Below are 16,689 nucleotides of genomic sequence, written 5' to 3'. Positions count from 1 at the left end.
TGTGCAGCGGTTTTGCGATAACGACATGCGTAAAAACAACAACCTAAAGCGCGTCACATGAGGCGGTCGAACGCGACGCGCTTTAATGAACCGCCGCCGCCATGCCCGAGCTGGTGAGCGCGGCGGCTTTGACCAGGCCGGCGGCAAGGGCCGCCCCTACCCCCTCACCGTGGCTCACGCCGAGATCAAGCAGCGGGCGCAAGCCGAGTCGCTCGGCGGCCCGAGCATGCGCAGGCTCTGGCGACAGGCTGGCAAGCAAGCAATGGTCGAGCGCGGCGGGATTGGCAGCATGGAGCGTCGCGGCGGCGGCTGTCGCCACCAATCCATCGAGTAGGACGGGGATCTTCTGCATCCGGGCGGCGAGAATGGCGCCGGCAATCGCTGCGAACTCACGGCCGCCAACCCGGCGCAACGCTTCCAGCGGGTCCCTGAGACTTGTGCCGTGGAAGGCTAGCGCGGCGTCGACCACTTCCGACTTGCGCGCCCGCATCGATGCATCGGCGCCCGATCCGGATCCGACCCAAGCTGCGCCACTGCCTCCGAAGAGTGCCGCACACAAAGCCGCTGCAACGGTGGAATTGCCGACACCGAGGTCGCCAAGGCAAAGCAAATCGGTGCCGCCGGCGATCGCCTCCATACCGAAGGCCATGGTGGCAGCGCAGTCGCGCTCGTCAAGTGCTGCGTCCTCGGTAATGTCGGCGGTCGGAATGTGCAGCGCTAGATCGAACACTTTCAGCCCGAGATCATTGGCGATGCAGATCTGATTGACCGCCGCACCCCCGGCCGCGCAAAGCTCGACGGCGTTCGCCGTGGCAGCGACAGGCCGTGGCGAAATGCCGTGCCGAGCGACACCATGATTGCCGGCGAAGATCGCCACCAGGGGCCGGTTCACCGCCGGCGGCGCACGGCCGGTCCAGGCAGCGAGCCACGCGGCGATGTCCTCGATACGGCCGAGCGAACCTTTGGGTTTGTCGGCCTTGGCAAACAGCTCACGGACGCGGGCTTCGGCCGCCGTGTCGGCCGGCGGCAGGGTCGCCAGGAGATTGCGAAAATCGTCGAAGGGCAGCGCACTGGTCATGTCGTTGGGGGTCATTCCCTGGAGTTGGTGAGCGGCATAGCCGCCTTGCTCGGCCGGCACAACTGCCTGCATTGACGCGAAAGCGGTTGCCGGCGGCGCAATCCGGAGGGCTTGCATTGACTTTGCTGTTACACCATGTGGAGGCGAGACAAGGGATTCCTGACGGAACCCTGAGAGAATATTATGACGGCCATCGAATCCCCATGCATCCTGGTCTGTTCGATCGATATGAAAACCGGCTTCTGCTTCGGTTGCGGCCGCACGCGCGAGGAAATCGGCGCCTGGATCGAGATGACCCCTGAGATCCGCCGCAGCGTCATGGCCGAGCTGCCGGCCCGGCTGGAAACGGTTGAACGCAGACCGCGCCGGGAAACCCGCCGCACCCGCCTCGCGCGCGAACGCGACGCTCTCTCGTGAGCCAGCTATGAACCGATTGTTCTGGGTTTTGATGATCGCGATCGGGGCAGGCGTGGTCCTGCTCATGTTCAACGATTCCGCGGGCAGCACATTCGGCGTCGAGAATTACGATTTCAGCCAGCTGATCTGGCTTGGCGCATTGGTCGCGCTCATCGGCGCCAGCCTGCTTAGATCAGGCAGACCCTTGGGCGCGATGGCCCGCAATCTCGGCACCTGGGGCGTCATCGCGCTCGCACTGATCGCCGGCTACCAGTATCGTTATGAATTGCAGGATTTCGCCAGCCGGGTAACGGCCGGCCTTGTTCCCGGCAGTCCGCTGGCATTGGGGCTTGAAGACGGCCATGCCACGGTGACCCTGGACAAGGCCGGCAATGGCCATTTCGAAGCGCGCATCATGGTCAACGGCACGCCGGTCCGGGCCGTGGTCGATACCGGCGCCACCAGCACCGTGCTGACCGCGCAGGACGCGCAAGCGGCCGGGTTCAATCCAGCCGCTCTCAATTTCACCATACCGGTTTCCACTGCCAACGGCATGGCGCGCGCCGCCGCCGTGAGAACCGACGAATTGGCGATCGGCGGGATCGTACGCAAGGACATGCCGGTCATGATCGCCGCGCCCGGCATGCTCGGCCAGAGCCTGCTCGGCATGAATTTCATCGGCTCACTGTCCGGTTTCGACGTGCGCGGCGACCGCATGATCTTGCGCGATTGAACAGTCAGGCGGCTTCCGCGTCCGTCCCGCCGAAATCGACTGCAGCGAAAGCCGCCTTCAGCACATCCGGTCCGGCGCCGGGCCTCGTAGCATCGGTCGAAAGGATCTGCCGGTAACGGCGCGCACCGGGCAAACCGTGGAACAGGCCGACCATGTGACGAGTGACATGGCCAAGCCGCCCGCCCCGCTCAATATGGCGTGCCGCATAATCCGCCATGGCATCGATCAGCGCGGCAAAATCGAACGCGTTGGGTGCATCGCCGTAAAACGCCGCGTCGACGTCCGCCAGAATGCCTGGCGTGTGATAGGCGGCACGTCCGAGCATCGCACCATCGACATGGTCAATGTGGTCAAGCGCCTCTTCAAGCGATTGAATGCCGCCATTGATGCCGATGAATTTGTGTTGGTTTTTGGCTTTCAGCCGATAGACCCTGTTGTAGTCGAGTGGCGGGATGTCGCGGTTTTCCCTAGGGCTTAGCCCTTCCAGCCACGCCTTGCGGGCATGCACCCACAGCGCGTCGGCGCCGGCCGCGAAAACTCCGTTCGCCAGCGCATCGAGCGCCGGCTCAGGGTCCTGCTCGTCGACGCCGATGCGGCATTTGACGGTGACGGGAATGCTGACAGAAGCCTTCATCGCCGCGACGCAATCGGCGACAAGGAGCGGTGCATTCATCAGGCAGGCGCCGAACGTACCCGACTGGACGCGATCGGACGGGCAGCCGACATTGAGGTTGATCTCGTCATAGCCGAAGGCTTCGCCGATGCGGGCCGCCTCGGAAAGCTTCCGCGGATCGGAGCCGCCGAGCTGCAACGCGACCGGATGTTCCGTATCATCGAAGCCGAGCAAGCGCTCGCGCTCGCCATGGATGACCGCGTCGGCGACGACCATCTCGGTGTAGAGCAATGCCCGGCGCGTCAACTGGCGATGGAGGAACCGGCAATGCCGGTCCGTCCAATCCATCATCGGCGCAACGGCAAGTTTGTGGTTTATCTTATTCATTTCATCGTCTTTTTTCTGTCTCAGTCCGTCCAATGCCCGGTTGGAATGATTGGGTAATTTGACAGGTGCGCGCGCTCTAACGTGACCCTATATGCGATTTTACCCCGCAATTGGAAGCCAACTGGCCATGGTACGCGCCCGCTACGCGGCCCGACATGCTAGTGGCTGACGCGCTCGATCTCGGCCGCTCGGATGAACTTATCCGCGATCTCACCGATGTTCACGGCGTGCCTCTTTTTCCTCGCTGTTCTGCTCCTCACCACCGTCGGGACGATTGATCGTCACCGTGCACGCAATCAGGGTGTTCCAATCCGGGCCATGTTCGATGATGTTATGAAGCTCGGAAATCTCTTCAAGATAATGTTCGATCGTAATCGGGCCATTCTGGTGCCCGTAAACAAGAACCGCTTTCCAGCGCTTGTCACCATGCAGCGTTACCACGTTACTCATGCCGAATATCTCCTGTGGTCATCGAACAAATCCGGCTGGATTGCCGTGGGGCAAAAGGCAGCGGAACCGACCGGCATGTAGCCGGTTGAATCGGGATGAAGAATCGTCCTCTGACAACCAGCAATGCAGGCTACATCATGAGCATTCTGCAGAGTACCAAGAAAGCTATCGAGCAGGTTACCGGTGTCGCAAGACCGGGCAGGCAAGAAGTAACCGATCTTATAAGGCGGCGAAAAGCAAATGAGTTTTGGTTCAAGGATGATGGCCTGGTGCCCAATCATCCGTTTTGGCCGCTTGTCGTCTATCGGGGCGCCGTGAGGCTGCCCGAAGAATTTGATCCCGCAGCCGTCTTGGAGGAGCTTTTCGAGGCCAATGGATGGGGGGACAGCTGGCGGAATGGCATCTACGACTACGTTCACTACCATTCGCGAATACATGAGGTGCTTGGAGTTGCGGCGGGGACGGCCAAAGTCCGGTTTGGAGGCAAAAAGGGACGAACCCTGTCACTGAAGGCCGGCGACGTCGCGGTTCTTCCGGCCGGCACCGGGCACCAATGCCTTTCGGCATCCGACGATTTTCTAGTTGTCGGCGCCTACCCTCCATTTGGGACCTATGACGAATGCACGACTGCCCAGGAGCATGATGGCGCGCTGGTGACGATTCGGAAGGTAGGTCGTCCACGCAAGGATCCCGTCTATGGGAGCAAAGGCCCGCTTCTGCAAAGTTGGAAGAAGACCTGAAGCAGGCGCAGATCGATCGGAGACTCAGTAAGTACAGAACGCACGAGCGGGAAGTGCGCAGCTCAGGCTACCGGCCGAGCGCCGTTGCGCTCAACTGTCCGTCGGCGGCAGGTGAACGGCCAGCCGCAATCCGGCATTACGGCCGGACGGCCGGTGTCTCGACCAGAAGGCCGCGGGCCCGCTCCGTCAGGTGGAGCTCCAGGTCGACGAGTTCGGGTGCGTCGAAGGCGAAGGGCTCGGCCCTGACCCCGATCATGCAGTTGCGCAGGCGCCGCTGCAGCGAACCGACCGTCTGCCACTCTAGTCGGTAGAGCGGATAGCCGGTCGGATGCGCCTGCGGGATGACACTGCCGCCGAGCCGTTTGCCCCAGTTGTCGTCGTGGCAGGAGGCGCAGGAGACCTCGAGCTGGCCTATGCGGCTCTGGAACAGACGCCGGCCGTTGTCGCGGAACGGCGCGAGCCGGGCGTCAGTCGCCGGTGTGATTGGCATGCCGCGCGACTGATGCGCCACATAGGCCGTCAGGGCGAGCAACGCGTCAGACTCCGGCGCGAGCGGCTCGGCCTGCTGCCGCTCCGCGCGGCAGGAGTTGATGCGCCCGGCAAGGTCGATCGGCCGTCCCGTCACCGCGTCAAAGGCCGGGTAGCGCGCGGCAACGCCGCGGATCGTCTGGCTGGCATCGTCATGGCAGCCGGCGCAGGCGACATCCGCCCTGCCCTCCGCCTGTTGAGGGAATCGCGTTGAAAGTACGCCAAACCACGCAAAGGGAGAACAAACGGTGAATTTGGTGGGCGCTCGTTTTGAAAGGTGCCCCGGCTTCCTCGTCTTGTCAGAACGAACAGGAAGATTGCGCCCAACTGCGGACGTTTGACTTCTTCCACATAACTTCCGCTCCGCCGACGGCGCTATGGCGCGGGACAATCCGCCCCGGTCTCGGCCCAGCGACGAATAAGTTCGCCGAAAACCTGCTGCGAACCGGGAACAGGTTCGCGTCCCGCACCGGGCTCCCATCCCCAGCCCACCAGACTGTCCTCGGCCATATGGTCGACGATCTGGTCGACGGTCTTCCCGCCGTTGCGCGCCGGGTCTTTCAGTTGCTGGCAAATCTCTCCCAGTGTCTTGCCGACCCAGGCCATCTCGATCGGCGCCACATGCCAAAGCGGATGGCCGGGAATGCTCTTGATCGTTTCAGCCTGGCCAACGACCTCGACATTGGCCGCTCCGTGGCATGTGCCGCACATCATGCCGGGCATGCCGATGTCGCCCTCGCCGCGTGACACCGGTGGCTCATGCACGCGCATCTCCATGCCCTGCAGGGGTTGATCGCCCGCCGGGTGGCAATTGACGCAGCGTGGATGCTGGATCACCTTGCCGGCTTCCTCGAAAAGCGCCCGAGAACGCTCCGCATTGTCGGCGATTGGCTCGAACTCCGACGCCGCCCGAAGCGTCGTGGCCGCGGCATCCGGCTGGTCCTGAGCCACCGACATCGTTGAAACGACCGCGGCCAGGCTCAATGCCGACACGACAAGGCCGATCGAAGCGGCTTTGGACTTGACCATTCTCATCATGACACGCCGCCTGCTGGAACGATCGGAAGGCGGCGAACCGGGTTGCCGGTGAGACGGCGCCAGGCATTCGCAACGGCGGGACCGATTGGAGGCACCCCCGGCTCGCCAACGCCGGTCGGCTTCTCCGTCGAGGCGATGACGGCAACCTCGACCTCCGGCATTTCGTCGATGCGCAACGAGCGATAATCGTGGAAATTCGACTGCACGATCTCGCCGCCTTCGCCAAGCGTGATCTCGTCAAACAGCACGGCGCCGAGGCCATAGCCGATACCCCCTTCCATCTGCGCCGCGATGACATTGGGGTTGATCGCGACGCCGCAGTCCACCGCACACCAGACCTTGTGGATGCGTGGTATTCCACTGTCGGCTCGCGAGATCTCGACGATCTGCGCGACATAGGTGTTGAAGCTTTTGACCACTGCGACGCCCCACTCATGCCCTTCGGGAACCGGCGAGCCCCAGCCGGCCATCTCGGCGACCCTCGTTAGGGTACCGACGTGACGGGGCTCGTTCGCCAGGAGCGCCAGCCGGCCTTCGACCGGATCCTTGCCGACCTTCTGCAAAAGCTCGTCGACGAAGGTTTCCACCGCAAAGCCCGTATGGGTGTGGCCAACCGAACGCCACCACAAGGGCGGCACCGTGAGTTCCACATTGTGGGAGACGACGCGCAGATTATCGATCGAATAGGGAAGGTTGGACGCGCCTTCGACCGACGTTTCGTCCAGATCGGCCTTTTGCTGGATCGATTGGCCGACGATGATCTGATCCCAGGCTGTGATCTTGCCGTCGGCGTCGATCGTTCCCTTCATCTTGTGCAGATACATGGGCCGATAGAAGCCGCCGCGTATGTCGTCTTCGCGCGTCCACATATGCTTCAACGGACGCGAGCCGTCCGTCGCCTTGAAGACTTCGGCCGCCTCCTGCATGTAAGGCGAGCCGAATTGGGCCCGCCGGCCGAAGCTCCCACCGGCGAACTGCGTGTGCAGCCGCACCTTTGACGGCTCAAGGCCGAGAATCTTCGCCGCGGTCGCCTCGTCCGAGCCAGGAAATTGCGCGCCGCTGTAGATGTCGAGCGATTCGTCTTCGGCTTTCACGAACACGGCGTCCAGCGGCTCCATCGGAGCATGGGCCAGGAACGGAAAGACGATTTCGGCTTCCAGGCTCTGCACGCTGTCGGCCGAAGAGGCCTTGTCCACGTCGCCTCTGTTCGCTGCCTCCAAGCCTTTTTCCCCGAATTTCCGGGCAAAGTCAGCGGCGAGCGCCTCGGTCGAGCGCTTCTCCGCCTTGGAGAGATCCCAGTCCACCTTGAGGGCGGCGCGTCCCTTGAGCGCGGCGAAGGTGTTGTCGGCATAGACCGCCACGCCCTGCGGCACCTGTTTAATGTCGACCACGCCCGCGACTTTGCGCGCCTCGGTGTCGTCGAACGATTTTACCGTTGCGCCGAAATGAACGGGGTGCGCGACAAGTGCGATAAGCATGTCGTCGGCAAGGACGTCGAGCGTGTAGACGGCCTGGCCGGTCGTTTTCGCTACCGTGTCGAGTTTCGGCAGGTCCTTGCCGATGAGCACGAAATCTTTCGGATCCTTGAGCTTTGGTTCAGCCGGCGGCGTTCGGGCGGCCGCCTTGTCGGCCAACGCCCCAAACCCGCTTTCCTTACCCGACGCATGCTTTATCCGTCCCTTCGACACGGTGATCTCTTCGGCCGGAACGCCCCATTCCTCCGCGGCGGCCGCCACCAGCATGGCGCGCACCGTAGCGCCCGCCTGGCGGAACTGGTCGTAGGAATTGGCGATGGAAGACGAGCCGCCGGTGCCTTGCAATCCAAAGGCCAGGTTGGCGTAGGTCTTGTCGTCAGCCGGCGAATGGACCGCGCGCATCTGGCTCCAGTCGGCATCTAGTTCTTCGGCGACGATGGTTGCGAGGCCCGTGTATGGCCCCTGCCCGAATTCGATGTGTTTCGACAGGACCGTTACCGTATCGTCGGCGGCGATCTTGACGAAGGTGTTCATCTCGATCAGGTCGCCGGCGCCGCCCGCAGGATCACCTCGTATGACGCCTGCGGCGAAAACCTTCGGCGCTAGCGCGAAGCCGATGACGAACCCGGCGCCTGAGAGGAAGCCGCGGCGTGTGGTGATGATTGGATGGATCGTCATCGCTCAGCCCTCCAGAGTGCCGGCGGCGTCTTTGATCGCCTGACGGATGCGATGGTAGGTTGCGCAGCGGCAGATGTTTCCTGTCATCGCGGCGTTTATGTCGTCGTCCGTCGGCTTCGGCGTGGATTGAAGAAGGGCTACGGCCGACATGATCTGTCCGGACTGGCAATAGCCGCACTGCGGGACGTCGATCGCGATCCATGCCTTGCGGACGGCTTCCGCCTCCACTCCGCTTACGGCTTCGATCGTGGTGATCTCAGAGCCTTCGACGGTCGATATCGGGGTGACGCATGAGCGGCGCGGCATGCCGTCGAGATGAACCGTACAAGCGCCGCATTGTGCGATGCCGCACCCGTATTTGGTGCCCATTAGTCGTTCGAAGTCTCGGATGACCCATAGGAGCGGAGTATCGGGATCACCGTCGAAAGTCCTGTTTTGGCCGTTTAAGGTGAAGCTGACCATGGGATTGAGCCTCCGTATTTGCGTACCGCTCATTGTTTTGCATGGCGGTTATCTGGCGCTGTTTCTCCGGAGGTCAAAAAAATAAATGGGGACACGCGTGGCAACCGGGCGCCGCGTCGGCCCATGCCGACGCGCTGGCCACGAGCCCCGCAAACAGAACGGGCGCGAACGATCGTCCACCGCGCCTGTTCTTCGAGCGCCTCATGTCATGCGAGGTCATGGTTCTTCAGCGGTAGCGTGCGGATGCGTTTTCCGGTGGCGGCGAAGATCGCATTGAGGACGGCCGGCGCAGCGACTGCGATAGTCGGCTCGCCGACGCCGCCCCAGAAGCCGCCGGACGGCACTATGATCGTCTCCACCTCCGGCATCTCGGCCATGCGCAGAACCTCGTAGCTGTCGAAGTTCTCCTGCTCCATGCGGCCGCCGTTGACGGTGCACTCGCCGTAAATGCAGGCGGAAAGGCCGTAGACGAAGGAGCCCTCGACCTGCCGCTCCACTTGTGCGGGGTTGACGACGTGACCCGGATCGGTCGCCGCCACGATACGATGGATCTTGAGCTGCCCGTCGGTGACCGAAACCGCCGCTGCCGCCGCGACGTAACTGCCGAAGCCCATGATCTGCGCCAGGCCGCGGTGAACGCCGGCCGCGGCCGGGGTGTCCCAGCCGATCCGTTCGGCAACCGCCTCCAGCACGGCGAGATGCTTCGGATGATTGGCCATCAGCTTGCGTCGGAAGGCGAGCGGGTCGACGCCGGCCGCATGGGCGAGCTCGTCCATGAAACACTCGACGTAGAGCGCGTTCTGGTTGAGGTTCACGCCGCGCCAGAAACCTGGCGGGATCGGCGGGTTGCGCATGGCATGGTCGACAAGCAGATTGTCCACCGTATAGCCAAGCGTGCCTTCCGTGCCGCTGAGGACTAGGCCCTGGAAGACGACCGGGTCCATGCCGTTCTGCATGCCTTCCGGCCGCACCGCGGCAAGGATCGACTGGCCAGATATGCGCATGTGCAGAGCGGTCAGGTTGCCGTCTGCGTCGAGCGCGCCCGTCAGCCGGCATCGCGTGGTCGGGTGATAGGCGCCGTGCAGCATATCCTCTTCGCGCGACCACATGAGCTTCACGGGCGTTCCCGGCACCTGCTTGGCAATGCTGACCGCCTGGCGCACATAATCCTGGAAGTTGCCGCGTCGGCCGAAGCCGCCGCCGAGATGGATCTTGTGCACCTCACATTGCTGCACCGGCAGGCCGGCGGCCTCGGCCGCTGCAGCAAGGCTCGCCTCGCCATTCTGGGTCGGCACCCACACCTCGCAGCGCTCCGGCGTGCAGAGCGCCGTCGCGTTCATCGGCTCCATCGTCGCGTGGTTCTGATAGGGATAGGCATAAGTCGCCGTGACCGTCCGTCCGGCTGCGGACAGGGCGGCACCGGCGTCACCTTGCTTGGCGCCAATGAAGGCGTCATTTGCGCCGAGCCCCTCTTCGAGCATCGCCGCGATCGAGGCGCTGGTGACCTGCCTGTTGGGACCTTCGTCCCAGACGATCGGCAAGGCATCGAGAGCGGTCTTTGCCCGCCACCACGTGTCGGCGACAACCGCAACGGCGGTCTCGTCGACCTGAACGACAGTGCGCACGCCGGGCATTTCAGCCACCGCCGCCGCGTCGAAGCTCGCCACCTTGCCGCCGAAATACGGGCAGGCCCGGATCGCCGCGTTGAGCATGTTCGGCAGCTTGAGGTCGACGCCGTAGATCTGGCTGCCGTTGAGCTTGTCGGCCGTATCAAGCCGCGGCAGCGGCTTGCCGGCTATGGTCCAATCCTTCGGGTCCTTCAGGTTAACATTGGCGGGCGGCGTCATCCGCGCGGCGGCGGCGGCCAACTGTCCATAAAAGGTGGCGCGATCCGATGCTGCATCCGTGACCACGCCCATCCTCGCGGTGCATTCGCTGGCCGGCACGCCCCATTCGGCGGCCGCGGCGGCAATCAGCATCTCGCGCGCAACGGCGCCGCCAATGCGCACATACTCGTGCGACTCGCGGATGCCGCGGCTGCCGCCGGTCGAGAAATTGCCCCACACGCGGTCGCGCGCCAGGTTCTGGGCCGGCGACGGATATTCGGTCGTGACCTTGGACCAGTCGCAGTTCAGCTCCTCGGCGACGAGTTGCGCCAGGCCGGTCAGCGTCCCCTGCCCCATCTCGGATCGGGCGATACGGATGACCACCGTATCGTCGGGCCTGATCACCACCCAGGCATTGATCTCCGGCGCCGCCCCGCTGCCCTCGGCAAGTGCCGGCTTGATGAACGGCACGTTGAAACCGAGGGACAAGCCGCCGGCCGTGGAGGCGACGCCGATGATGAAGCTGCGGCGGGAGACGGAAATTATGGCGTTCATGACTGTTCTCCTCAACCGCGCTGCGTGGCTTCGCCGCCTTTGGCGGCCAGTTTGATCGCGGCGCGCACCCGGTTGTAGGTGCCACAGCGGCAGATATTGGTGATCTCGGCGTTGATGTCCTCGTCCGCGGGGTTCGGGTTCTGCATGAGCAGACCCGCCGCAGCCATGATCATGCCGGCCTGGCAGTAGCCGCATTGCGGCACATCAAGCGCTAGCCAGGCCTGCTGGACCGGATGTGAACTGTCCGGCGAAAGCCCCTCGATGGTGGTGATTTGCTGGTCTGGCTCGACCGCGCTCACCGGAAGCACGCACGAGCGCGTGGCGACGCCGTCTATATGGATGGTGCAGGCGCCGCAGGCGGCAACGCCGCAACCGTATTTCGTCCCGGTAAGCCCGATCTGCTCGCGGATCACCCACAGCAGCGGCGTGTCCGGCTCGACCTCGATGTCACGGGGCGTGCCGTTGATGATCAATCTGGCCATTGTGCAATCCTTTCGATCAAAGGCTGGCGAGGACCGCCGTCCGGATGCCGCGCGGCATGGCCTGGCGGCAAAGACCGGAAGTCCTGGCTAGCGACACGGCCAAGTTAGGCGGAAGCTGTCGCAGAACCTTGTCCTGGACAGCGGCAGTTCATCGCAAGCTGTCGCAGGCGCAACGCTCTGATACATTTCGTTACACTTCTCACGTTTTGTTGATGCCCGGCGCGATTGCCGCGATGGTGCGGAAGGTGATCATCCGTGTAGACGCAAACTAGAAATCGTCGATACTGGCCGACTATTCAGCGGCGGCTTTGGAGCATTGTATGGAAGCGGCGCAGCACATCGCGGTCGTCGACGACCACAGGGACATCCGCGACCTCGTCGGGAAATACCTCACCCAGCAAGGTTATCGCGTCAGCGTCGTCGACAGCACGGCCGCGCTCAAGCGGCTGCTCGACCGCAGCCTGCCCGATCTTATCGTCCTCGACGTCATGATGCCTGGCGAGGACGGCATTGCCGCCTGCCGGCACGTGCGCGGGACGGTCGACGTTCCGATCATCTTCCTTACCGCCATGGCCGAGGAGGTCGACCGGATCGTCGGCCTCGAGATCGGGGCCGACGACTACCTGACAAAGCCGTTCAATCCGCGGGAACTGCTGGCGCGGATCAAGGCCGTGCTCAGGCGCGTCCACAGCCTGCCGCCGCAGCGCGGTCGTCTCAAATCGAACGCGCTGCGGTTCGACCGCTGGACGCTGAATGTCGGCCGCCGCGAGCTGGTCGGGCTCGACGGCGTGGCGGTCGCGCTCAGCACGGCTGAGTTCCGCCTTCTCACCGCCTTTATCGAGCATGTCGGGATCGTACTCAGCCGGGATCAGTTGCTCGACCTCACCGTTGGGCGCACGGCCGACGGTTTCGACCGGGCCGTCGACAACCAGGTGAGTCGGCTGCGCAAGAAGATCGAGGCGGACCCGAAGAGTCCGATGCTGATCAAGACGCACTGGGGCGGCGGCTACTGCTTCACCGCCGAGGTGGCCCAGGCATGATGCTGTTGTGGAGACGCAGCCTGGCGGCCCGCTTCCTCATGCTGGTGCTGCTTGCGCTCGCCCTGTCGCAGGCGATCACCTTCCTGATCTCGTGGGACGAGCGCGGACAGGCCCTGCACGCGGCGGCCAAGGGCGAGTTCGTCAGCCGCACGTCCTCGCTTGCGCTTCTGCTGGACACGACGCCGCCCTCGCTTCGGCCCGACATCCTCAATGTCAGCGGCACGGCGTATACGCGCTTCTGGACCTCGGACAATGGACCGAGCAATCCCCTCGCCTGGCAGCAGGAAGCCTTCACTGCGCTCGCCAAGCCGCTGCCCGGGATTGCCGGCAAATATGCCGCCTACATGAACGGGCAGGCCTCGACCGCAGTCAATGCCGCCGACCCTTCCGTGCCGCCGCGCATGCTGGATTTGTCCGGCAATGGCAAGCCTTTCTCGCGGCCGGCCAAGTTTCTTTATATGGACGCCGCCCCAAACGGCATGGGCCTTTCCGTCCGCCTCGATGACAGCACCTGGCTGAATGCCGCCTACGCCAAGGCGATGCCGAACGCCTTCTGGACGACGCAATCGGCGATATCGCTGGCGCTCACCGCACTCATCCTGTCCGCCATAGCGATTTTCGGGGCGCAGGCAATCGCGCGTCCGCTGCGACGGCTCGCCAATGCCGCTGAACTGTTCGGCCGCGGTGAGGCCGTGCCGCGGCTTCCGGAATCAGGGCCGGATGACATCCGCCAGACCGCCGAGGCGTTCAACCGCATGCAGGAGCGCCTGCAGCGCTTCGTCGAGGACCGCACGCGCATGCTGGCGGCGATCAGCCATGACCTGCGCACGCCGCTGACCTCACTCAGGCTGCGCGCGGAGTTCGTCCAGGATCACGATCTCCAGGAAAAGATGCTGAAGACCATCGAGGAGATCCAGACGATGACGGAAGCAGCGCTCGCCTTTGCGCGCGAGGACGCCGCGGTGGAGGAGACGCGAACCGTCGATCTTTCGGCGCTGGTCGGCAGCCTCTGCGACGATCTGGCAGAGCTGGGCCAAAACGTCACCGTCAGTGACGGGCCCAAGGTGCTGTATCGCTGCCGGCCGGACTCCCTGCGCCGAGCGATTCGCAACCTCGTTGAAAATGCCGTTCGATATGGCGAGCAGGCCAAGGTGAGTCTGGGCAGGAGTGCCGACAGCCTGGATATCGTAGTCGAGGACGCCGGACCCGGCATTCCGCAAGGCGACATGGAACAGGTGTTCGCCCCTTTCTTCCGCCTGGAGCAGTCGCGCAACCGGGAGACCGGCGGCGTCGGGCTCGGCCTGTCAATTGCCCGCGCCATCGCCCGTCACCATGGCGGCGACATCGTGCTGGAAAACCGGAGCAACGGCCTTCGTGCGGTCATCCGGCTGCCGCTGATCGACATGGCCAAGCAGCTTGCCCCGGCGCCTGTGCCTGAGACCAACCCTCCGACCGGACTGCAATCCCTGCCGGTTTGACCGAAAATCCGTCCCGCGATCGGAACTCCCGCGCTGTCGCGCCACGATTCGATCAATGTCGTGGCGACGGCGCATGTCGTCCGGCCAGCGCGACTTGATGTAGGACAAAGCCGCGATGATTTCGGCGTCGGTCAGGATTCCCCCGAAAGCTGGCATCCGCGTTTTGTAATCCTTGAGGTTGGCGGCTTCAGCAACGCCGAGTTTAGTTATCCTGAAAAGCAGCGTGTCCGGGTGGTGCCAGGTGTGACCGCTTTCGTCGTGCGGCGGCGCCGGAAGGAATCCATCCTTGTCCTGCGCTTTCCACTCGGGTTGACCTTCGAGGTTCCTGCCATGGCAAGAGGCGCAATGCGCCACGTAAACGGCCTCGCCGCGCACGATGACACGGGCTTGAGGATCCCGCCCGACTTGCCGCCGAAAACGAGAACCACATAGACCGCCACCAAGGCGGCGAGAGCAAGCGTAAGCGCCAGCTTTCCAATCACCCTACGATCCCCTGTGTCACCGCTTCAACGACCGAGTTCGGTCCAGTTGGCGCCGCCGTCGGTGCTGGCCAGGATGTCGCTTTGGTGAGACGCGACAAATATCCGATCCTTGTCCGTTGGATCGACCGCGAGGTGCAGCAGGATTCGGTCACTAAAGCCGCTGGAAAGGGGCGCGAAGTTCAGAGCAGCCTCCGCGGACCGGACAAGTCCTCGTCCCACCACGAACGCGTAGACGGAACCGTCGGCCGTCACCTCAACGAGACTGACTGGCGCGCCATCGACGATCGTTTCCCAAGTTTGACCTCCGTCCCTGCTGACCGACAGGCCTCCTTCAGTCGCGGCGTAAATCGTGTCGGCGTCCTTTGCCGATGCGGCGAGGTCGATCAGCTTTCCGGCAGCGGTCCAACCACCGACCATGTCTTCCCGGCATCGTGGCTCACCTGTAGGCGGCCATAGGCGCCGTAGAGAACCTGAGGATCGGCCGAGCTGACCGTCATCTGGTGAAAGTCGACCGGGCCGTTTGCTCCCGGCGAAACCTGATTCCAGGTAACGCCGTTGTCGGCTGAGGCGATGAACCCGAGATTGCCCCCACCCGCCGGGTGCCCGCTGGCGTAGAGCGACCTCGGGTCGGATGGATCCGGCGTGAACCCCATAAAATCCTGCACCGGCGAAATGAGCTCTGCCTTTCCGTCCGACCCGGCGCGAAAGAGTCCGTGGTGGGTCGCTATCAGGAGCTTGCCGGAATTCTCCCTGTCTACGGCCAGCCCGTGGATGTGGGTATGCTCCTTCAGTTGCGAAACCGAGGCGGCCTCGGCTCCTGCAGCCGATCCGGTCGAGGTGGCCGCAATCAGACTCGCGACGAGAATTCCCAGGAGTTGCTTCATCTCGCCGCCTCCAACTTCGCCCTTGCATCATGACGGGCATGATATCAGGACCGGGATTGCGGTGCATCTGACGAGTCTGCGCAGCCCAGCCCGCCGTCTGACCGACGCGGAGCCGGGCCGCCGATTGCCGCATTCGATCGCGGTTGCGGCGAGGTCGAAACAGGCAGAGGCGCGGCGGCCGCGAGTTGACGTTATCGCTTTATGGCGTAACGTTCCTTTGGCGGCGAGAAAAAACGACGGGTCGAGCGAACAGACCTGTCGCCGGCAAGGAGAAGCTGGTCGTGGCGAAGCATGTGCTCGTTCTCATCGGCACCCGCAAAGGTGCATTCATCCTAGAAAGTGATTCCAAGCGCAAATCCTGGGACCTCAAAGGTCCGTTCTGCGCGACATGGCCGGTGAACCATGTTGTCGGCAACCTCGAGACGGGGACGATCTATGCTGGCGGCGGCAACGAATGGTTCGGCCCGGCGGTTTGGAAATCGACCGATCTCGGCGAGAGCTGGACCCATTCGAGCGAGGGAATCGCCTATGAGTCGGGCGCCGAGCCGATCAAGGCGGTGTGGAGCGTCGCGCCAAAGAACGACAGCCTTTATGCCGGCGTGCAGCCTGCCGGCCTGTTCCGTTCCGACGATCGCGGTGAGACCTGGCAGCATGTTGAAGGGCTGCAGAAACATCCGTCACGCCCGCAGTGGAGCCCCGGCGGCGCCGGTCTGATCCTTCATTCGCTCGTGCCTCACCCGAACGACGAGAACCAGCTGTGGATCGGCATCTCGGCTGCAGGCGTGTTCCATACGTCGGACCGCGGTAGGACATGGGAGCCCCGCAACAAGGGAACCCGCGCAGATTTCCTGCCGGAGGGTGAGAATTATCCCGAGTTCGGGCAGTGCGTGCACAACCTCGTCATGGCTGCAGGGCGACCCGACCGACTCTACCAGCAGAACCATTGCGGCATGTACCGCTCGGACGATGGCGGCAAGAGCTGGCATAGCATCGAGAAGGGCCTGCCGTCGAGCTTCGGCTTCCCGGTGGCGGCCCACCCGAGGGACCCCGACACGGCCTTCATGATCCCACTCAACGGCGACACTGCGGGCCGCTATGTGCCCGATGCGAAGGCCGCCGTGTGGCGCACGCGCGACGCGGGCAGCACCTGGCAGGACCTGCGCGAAGGCCTGCCGCAACAAAACGCGTATTTCGGCGTGCTGAGGCAAGCGATGGCGACGGACCGGCTGGAGCCGGCCGGCGTCTACTTCGGCACATCGAGCGGCACGGTATTTGCCAGCGCCAACGAAGGCGACAGCTTTGCAACTATTGCCGAGCACCTGCCCGTCATCACCTCGATCGAGGCGATGGTGGTCGAGAGGTAA

16 protein-coding genes and 2 pseudogenes are annotated in these 16,689 nt (G+C 63.7%); 6 read left to right on the top strand and 12 right to left on the bottom strand.

The window, feature by feature from the left end; translation table 11 throughout:
• Positions 1-82 precede the first annotated feature (82 nt).
• Positions 83-1,078: a nicotinate-nucleotide--dimethylbenzimidazole phosphoribosyltransferase gene (locus AC0L25_RS03010; RefSeq protein ID WP_473594250.1), complete on the bottom strand. Its 996-nt coding sequence runs from the start codon at positions 1,076-1,078 to the stop codon at positions 83-85.
• Positions 1,079-1,261: 183 nt separating this feature from the next.
• Here AC0L25_RS03010 and AC0L25_RS03005 point away from each other — a divergent pair, with 183 nt between their 5' ends.
• Entirely contained in the window at positions 1,262-1,495 is a 234-nt protein-coding gene (locus AC0L25_RS03005; RefSeq protein ID WP_095492971.1) for a DUF1289 domain-containing protein, read from the top strand.
• Between the two features lie 7 nt (positions 1,496-1,502).
• Positions 1,503-2,207 (top strand): TIGR02281 family clan AA aspartic protease, encoded by a 705-nt coding sequence (locus AC0L25_RS03000; protein ID WP_473594147.1) that lies wholly within the window; start codon positions 1,503-1,505, stop codon positions 2,205-2,207.
• Positions 2,208-2,211: 4 nt separating this feature from the next.
• Here the strand turns inward: AC0L25_RS03000 and dusA are convergent, their stop codons facing one another.
• Together dusA and AC0L25_RS02990 are read right to left on the bottom strand one after the other, a co-directional pair.
• Positions 2,212-3,207 (bottom strand): tRNA dihydrouridine(20/20a) synthase DusA, encoded by a 996-nt coding sequence (gene dusA / locus AC0L25_RS02995; protein WP_473594146.1) that lies wholly within the window; start codon positions 3,205-3,207, stop codon positions 2,212-2,214.
• A 210-nt stretch (positions 3,208-3,417) separates the two neighbouring features.
• Complete coding sequence (locus AC0L25_RS02990; protein WP_027151810.1) at positions 3,418-3,657, bottom strand: hypothetical protein; 240 nt, start codon at positions 3,655-3,657, stop codon at positions 3,418-3,420.
• A gap of 137 nt (positions 3,658-3,794) precedes the next feature.
• Here AC0L25_RS02990 and AC0L25_RS02985 point away from each other — a divergent pair, with 137 nt between their 5' ends.
• Positions 3,795-4,397 carry a cupin domain-containing protein gene (locus AC0L25_RS02985; RefSeq protein WP_473594145.1) on the top strand — a complete coding sequence of 201 codons (603 nt, stop codon included), beginning with the start codon at positions 3,795-3,797 and terminating at the stop codon, positions 4,395-4,397.
• A gap of 136 nt (positions 4,398-4,533) precedes the next feature.
• On the opposite strand, the pseudogene soxA reads toward AC0L25_RS02985, so the two are convergent.
• From soxA to AC0L25_RS02955, 6 genes and pseudogenes are all read right to left on the bottom strand, one after another.
• A pseudogene (gene soxA, locus AC0L25_RS02980) lies at positions 4,534-5,112 on the bottom strand (sulfur oxidation c-type cytochrome SoxA); the annotation flags it as partial.
• Between the two features lie 188 nt (positions 5,113-5,300).
• Complete coding sequence (locus AC0L25_RS02975) at positions 5,301-5,963, bottom strand: Isoquinoline 1-oxidoreductase subunit (protein WP_473594144.1); 663 nt, start codon at positions 5,961-5,963, stop codon at positions 5,301-5,303.
• Entirely contained in the window at positions 5,960-8,116 is a 2,157-nt protein-coding gene (locus AC0L25_RS02970; RefSeq protein ID WP_473594143.1) for a xanthine dehydrogenase family protein molybdopterin-binding subunit, read from the bottom strand. The genes AC0L25_RS02975 and AC0L25_RS02970 overlap by 4 nt, the downstream gene beginning before the upstream one ends.
• A 3-nt stretch (positions 8,117-8,119) precedes the next feature.
• Positions 8,120-8,578, bottom strand: coding sequence for a (2Fe-2S)-binding protein (locus AC0L25_RS02965; RefSeq protein ID WP_352953302.1), 459 nt, complete (start codon positions 8,576-8,578; stop codon positions 8,120-8,122).
• A 206-nt stretch (positions 8,579-8,784) separates the two neighbouring features.
• On the bottom strand, positions 8,785-10,959 hold the full coding sequence (locus tag AC0L25_RS02960) for a xanthine dehydrogenase family protein molybdopterin-binding subunit (RefSeq protein ID WP_473594142.1): 2,175 nt from the start codon (positions 10,957-10,959) through the stop codon (positions 8,785-8,787).
• A gap of 11 nt (positions 10,960-10,970) precedes the next feature.
• Positions 10,971-11,441, bottom strand: a complete 471-nt coding sequence (locus AC0L25_RS02955; protein ID WP_473594141.1) for a (2Fe-2S)-binding protein — start codon at positions 11,439-11,441, stop codon at positions 10,971-10,973.
• A 320-nt stretch (positions 11,442-11,761) separates the two neighbouring features.
• Here AC0L25_RS02955 and AC0L25_RS02950 point away from each other — a divergent pair, with 320 nt between their 5' ends.
• Both AC0L25_RS02950 and AC0L25_RS02945 read left to right on the top strand, forming a co-directional pair.
• Complete coding sequence (locus AC0L25_RS02950) at positions 11,762-12,481, top strand: response regulator (RefSeq protein WP_473594140.1); 720 nt, start codon at positions 11,762-11,764, stop codon at positions 12,479-12,481.
• On the top strand, positions 12,478-13,959 hold the full coding sequence (locus AC0L25_RS02945) for an ATP-binding protein (RefSeq protein ID WP_473594139.1): 1,482 nt from the start codon (positions 12,478-12,480) through the stop codon (positions 13,957-13,959). Before AC0L25_RS02950 ends, AC0L25_RS02945 begins: the two co-directional genes overlap by 4 nt.
• A gap of 144 nt (positions 13,960-14,103) precedes the next feature.
• Here the strand turns inward: AC0L25_RS02945 and AC0L25_RS02940 are convergent.
• The 3 genes and pseudogenes from AC0L25_RS02940 to AC0L25_RS02930 form a co-directional block, all read right to left on the bottom strand.
• Positions 14,104-14,313, bottom strand: a pseudogene (locus tag AC0L25_RS02940) (c-type cytochrome); the annotation flags it as partial.
• A 152-nt stretch (positions 14,314-14,465) separates the two neighbouring features.
• Positions 14,466-14,858 (bottom strand): WD40/YVTN/BNR-like repeat-containing protein, encoded by a 393-nt coding sequence (locus AC0L25_RS02935; RefSeq protein ID WP_473594138.1) that lies wholly within the window; start codon positions 14,856-14,858, stop codon positions 14,466-14,468.
• Positions 14,825-15,325, bottom strand: a complete 501-nt coding sequence (locus AC0L25_RS02930; RefSeq protein ID WP_473594137.1) for a WD40/YVTN/BNR-like repeat-containing protein — start codon at positions 15,323-15,325, stop codon at positions 14,825-14,827. Before AC0L25_RS02930 ends, AC0L25_RS02935 begins: the two co-directional genes overlap by 34 nt.
• Positions 15,326-15,606: 281 nt before the next feature.
• Between AC0L25_RS02930 and AC0L25_RS02925 the strand changes: the two genes are divergently transcribed.
• A complete protein-coding gene (locus AC0L25_RS02925) occupies positions 15,607-16,689 on the top strand; it encodes a WD40/YVTN/BNR-like repeat-containing protein (RefSeq protein ID WP_473594136.1) in 1,083 nt (360 codons plus the stop codon).

Source organism: Mesorhizobium sp. WSM4813, assembly GCF_055811555.1.
Note: the sequence above shows the minus strand (reverse complement) of the source record. Positions and strands in the feature narration are given on the sequence as shown.

What these genes read in the sequence shown, in the direction of transcription:
- AC0L25_RS02955 (WP_473594141.1), bottom strand. Translation starts at nt 11,441, where the DNA reads ATGGCCAGATTGATCATCAACGGCACGCCCCGTGACATCGAGGTCGAG.
- AC0L25_RS02975 (WP_473594144.1), bottom strand. Translation starts at nt 5,963, where the DNA reads ATGATGAGAATGGTCAAGTCCAAAGCCGCTTCGATCGGCCTTGTCGTG.
- dusA (WP_473594146.1), bottom strand. Translation starts at nt 3,207, where the DNA reads ATGAATAAGATAAACCACAAACTTGCCGTTGCGCCGATGATGGATTGG.
- AC0L25_RS02985 (WP_473594145.1), top strand. Translation starts at nt 3,795, where the DNA reads ATGAGCATTCTGCAGAGTACCAAGAAAGCTATCGAGCAGGTTACCGGT.
- AC0L25_RS02930 (WP_473594137.1), bottom strand. Translation starts at nt 15,325, where the DNA reads ATGAAGCAACTCCTGGGAATTCTCGTCGCGAGTCTGATTGCGGCCACC.
- AC0L25_RS02950 (WP_473594140.1), top strand. Translation starts at nt 11,762, where the DNA reads ATGGAAGCGGCGCAGCACATCGCGGTCGTCGACGACCACAGGGACATC.
- AC0L25_RS02945 (WP_473594139.1), top strand. Translation starts at nt 12,478, where the DNA reads ATGATGCTGTTGTGGAGACGCAGCCTGGCGGCCCGCTTCCTCATGCTG.
- AC0L25_RS03000 (WP_473594147.1), top strand. Translation starts at nt 1,503, where the DNA reads ATGAACCGATTGTTCTGGGTTTTGATGATCGCGATCGGGGCAGGCGTG.
- AC0L25_RS03010 (WP_473594250.1), bottom strand. Translation starts at nt 1,078, where the DNA reads ATGACCAGTGCGCTGCCCTTCGACGATTTTCGCAATCTCCTGGCGACC.
- AC0L25_RS02965 (WP_352953302.1), bottom strand. Translation starts at nt 8,578, where the DNA reads ATGGTCAGCTTCACCTTAAACGGCCAAAACAGGACTTTCGACGGTGAT.
- AC0L25_RS03005 (WP_095492971.1), top strand. Translation starts at nt 1,262, where the DNA reads ATGACGGCCATCGAATCCCCATGCATCCTGGTCTGTTCGATCGATATG.
- AC0L25_RS02960 (WP_473594142.1), bottom strand. Translation starts at nt 10,959, where the DNA reads ATGAACGCCATAATTTCCGTCTCCCGCCGCAGCTTCATCATCGGCGTC.
- AC0L25_RS02990 (WP_027151810.1), bottom strand. Translation starts at nt 3,657, where the DNA reads ATGAGTAACGTGGTAACGCTGCATGGTGACAAGCGCTGGAAAGCGGTT.
- AC0L25_RS02935 (WP_473594138.1), bottom strand. Translation starts at nt 14,858, where the DNA reads ATGGTCGGTGGTTGGACCGCTGCCGGAAAGCTGATCGACCTCGCCGCA.
- AC0L25_RS02970 (WP_473594143.1), bottom strand. Translation starts at nt 8,116, where the DNA reads ATGACGATCCATCCAATCATCACCACACGCCGCGGCTTCCTCTCAGGC.